Source organism: Mycobacterium sp. (assembly GCF_036488105.1).
Taxonomy (GTDB): Bacteria; Actinomycetota; Actinomycetes; order Mycobacteriales; family Mycobacteriaceae; genus Mycobacterium.
Window position 1 is genome coordinate 1 of sequence record NZ_DASXHW010000255.1, and the last position, 2,316, is coordinate 2,316.

At 67.4% G+C, this 2,316-nt stretch carries 5 protein-coding genes; 3 read left to right on the plus strand and 2 right to left on the minus strand.

What is annotated here, in order from left to right; genetic code table 11:
* A partial coding sequence (locus VGH54_RS13345) for a DUF7168 domain-containing protein (RefSeq protein WP_422656395.1) occupies window positions 1–462 on the plus strand: 462 nt, incomplete at its 5' end.
* Entirely contained in the window at window positions 459–971 is a 513-nt protein-coding gene (locus tag VGH54_RS13350; protein ID WP_331512486.1) for a TIGR04338 family metallohydrolase, read from the plus strand. The genes VGH54_RS13345 and VGH54_RS13350, both read left to right, overlap by 4 nt.
* Here VGH54_RS13350 and VGH54_RS13355 read toward each other — a convergent pair.
* Window positions 968–1,114, minus strand: a complete 147-nt coding sequence (locus VGH54_RS13355; protein WP_331512487.1) for a metallothionein — start codon at window positions 1,112–1,114, stop codon at window positions 968–970. The two genes, VGH54_RS13350 and VGH54_RS13355, sit on opposite strands and share 4 nt — an antisense overlap.
* A gap of 118 nt (window positions 1,115–1,232) precedes the next feature.
* Here VGH54_RS13355 and VGH54_RS13360 point away from each other — a divergent pair, with 118 nt between their 5' ends.
* Window positions 1,233–1,889 carry an O-methyltransferase gene (locus VGH54_RS13360; RefSeq protein ID WP_331512488.1) on the plus strand — a complete coding sequence of 219 codons (657 nt, stop codon included), beginning with the start codon at window positions 1,233–1,235 and terminating at the stop codon, window positions 1,887–1,889.
* 4 nt (window positions 1,890–1,893) lie between these two features.
* Here VGH54_RS13360 and VGH54_RS13365 read toward each other — a convergent pair.
* Window positions 1,894–2,316, minus strand: a 423-nt coding sequence (locus tag VGH54_RS13365; protein WP_331512490.1) for a dihydroxy-acid dehydratase, incomplete at its 5' end; no start/stop codon positions are given.

Here is a 2,316-nt window from a genome sequence, read left to right on the forward strand (position 1 = left end):
TCCAACTCGACGTTCGTCTACGCCTACGGCTTCGCCGAGGACATCGACGCCACCCATGCGCTGTACGCCAGCCTGGTCGTCCAGATGGTCCGCGCGTCAGACTCCTACATCACCTCGGGCGCACACCGGCCGACCCCGACGGTCACCGCCCGGCTGAATTTTCAGCTGGCGTTCGGTGCGCGGGTGGGTCAGCGGCTGGCCGAGGCTCGCGAGCAGACCCAGCGAGAAGCGAAGAAGGACCGTCGCCGTCCGCCAGGCACGGCAATCGCCCTGCGGAACAAGGAGATCGAGCTTCGGGACTACTATCGAACGGCGTCGAAGGCGCGGGGCACCTGGCAGGCCAGCCGGGCCACCGCGGGATATTCGTCGTCGGCGCGGCGGGCGGGAGACCGGGCCGGTAAGCGGGCAAGGCTGGGCAGCGGCCCGGAGCTGTCTGGGGCGCGGAGCGCGCTGGAGCGGTGAACGCCGACGATTCGTCCGCGCGGGACTCGCAGCGCTCGAAGGTCTACGCCGCCGAGGACTTCGTGCGCACGCTGTTCGACCGCGCCGCCGAACACGGCTCGAACAGTGTGGAGTTCTTCGGCACGCAGCTGACCCTGCCGCCCGAGGCGCGGTTCGGGTCGCTGGCCGCGGTGCAGCGCTACGTCGACGACGTGCTGGCCCTGCCGGCGCTGCAACGACAGTGGCCCAAAGTAACGCCGCTGCGAGTGCGGGCCCGACAGGCCTCGACCGCAGCTCATTACGAAAACCAGGACGGCACAGGCATTATCGCGGTACCCGATCATCACGACGCCGGCTGGGCGATGCGTGAACTCGTTGTGCTGCACGAAATCGCGCACCACCTCTGCGATGTACAGCCGCCGCACGGATCGCAGTACGTCACCACGCTGTGCACCTTGGCCGAATTGGTCATGGGGCCCGAAGCCGGGCACGTATTGCGGGTGGTGTACGCGAAAGAGGGCGTGCGCTAGCTGGCGACCTCGACCATCTCGTCGCCGCACTTGCAGATGTATGCCTGATCGGCGCCGCTGCAGTGACATGCGACCTCGATGCGAACCCGGCAGCCGCAGCCGTCGTGACCACAGCTCAACAGGGTGCCTGCTTCGTTGGACATCTTCTTCACCTCTTCTGGATTGGGGTCTGACCCGGGTCAGCATATACCCCCTGGGGGTATCCGGCAACGACGCTTAATCCAGTGGCGGCACGCATCGGCGCCGGGCTAGCGTTGGCCCATGACCCACAAACCAACCCCCGCTGACGTCGACGAATTTCTGGACACCACAGTGCTGGACGACGATCCGGTGTTGTCCGCCGCCCTCGAGGACAGCGATGCCGCCGGGTTGCCGAAGATCGCCGTCTCAGCGCAACAGGGCAAGTTCCTGAGCCTGCTCGCCACCGCGGTCGGGGCTCGTCGCATCTTGGAGATCGGAACACTGGGCGGCTTCAGCACGATCTGGCTGGCTCGCGGCGCCGGACCGGACGGTCGCGTCACAACGCTGGAGTACGAGCCCAAGCACGCCGAGGTGGCCCGGGCCAACATCGACCGCGCCGGTGTCGGCGATCGGGTGAAGGTGATCGTCGGCGCCGCCCTCGATACGCTGCCGAGCGTCACTGGCGGCCCGTTCGACCTGGTGTTCATCGACGCGGACAAGGAAAACAACCCCGGCTACCTGGAGTGGGCCGTCAAGCTCACCCACCCCGGCTCAGTGATCGTGGTGGACAACGTGATTCGGGAGGGCGCGATCCTGTCGCCCGATCAGGATGCCGTGGTACGCGGGACGAGAAGGGTGCTCGAGATGATGGGTGAGCATCCCAGGCTCGACACCGCGGTGCTGCAGACGGTGGGCGCCAAGCACTGGGACGGCTTCGCGATCGCGCTGGTGAAGTAGGCGGCTACCCGCAGATCGCTCCGTGGGCTGCCGATCCCACCAGCTTGACGTACTTGCCCAGCACGCCGGACGTGTAGCGTGGCGGCAATGGGGTGAAACCCTCACGGCGGGAAGCGAACTCGTTGGCATCGCCAAGCACGTCCAGGGTGCCATTGGCGACGTCCAGCCGGATCCGGTCGCCATCGCGCAGGAAGGCGATCGGGCCGCCGTCGGCCGCCTCCGGTGCGACGTGCCCGACGCACAGGCCGGTGGTGCCGCCGGAGAACCGGCCGTCGGTCAACAGCAGCACATCTTTGCCCAAGCCGGCGCCCTTGATGGCACCGGTGATGGCGAGCATTTCCCGCATCCCGGGTCCGCCCTTGGGGCCTTCGTAGCGGATCACCACCGCGTCACCGTGGGTGATGGTGCCGTCCTCCAGGGCATCGAG

Bases quoted from the DNA above. Each gene is read 5' to 3' on its own strand.
- VGH54_RS13355 (WP_331512487.1), bottom strand. From the start codon at position 1,114: ATGTCCAACGAAGCAGGCACCCTGTTGAGCTGTGGTCACGACGGCTGC.
- VGH54_RS13360 (WP_331512488.1), top strand. From the start codon at position 1,233: ATGACCCACAAACCAACCCCCGCTGACGTCGACGAATTTCTGGACACC.